The sequence below is a fragment of the Shewanella nanhaiensis genome (assembly GCF_019457885.1).
GTDB classification, from domain to species: Bacteria; Pseudomonadota; Gammaproteobacteria; order Enterobacterales; family Shewanellaceae; genus Shewanella; species Shewanella nanhaiensis.
In genome coordinates, this window is sequence record NZ_JAHZST010000101.1 from 1 (window position 1) to 216 (window position 216).

At 61.1% G+C, this 216-nt stretch carries 1 protein-coding gene; it reads left to right on the forward strand.

Features of this window, described 5'->3' with window-relative positions:
• A partial coding sequence (locus tag K0625_RS24975) for a hypothetical protein (RefSeq protein ID WP_220111941.1) occupies nucleotides 1-216 on the forward strand: 216 nt, incomplete at both ends.

The window sequence follows — 216 nt, forward strand, 5'->3', positions numbered from 1 at the left end:
TCATTAATGAGGCGGAGCTTGATGGTCAAATCGACATCACCGTCACCTTAGGGGCGGGCACCGCCGTCGGCGACACCCTTGTGGTCACAGACCAAGATGGCAACGTCATCTTCACTGGCACCGTGACCCAGGAGATGCTCACCAATGGCGTCCCTGTCACCATGGATGCGCCAGCGACAGGCACCGACGTCGTGGTCACCGCCACGGTCACCGACG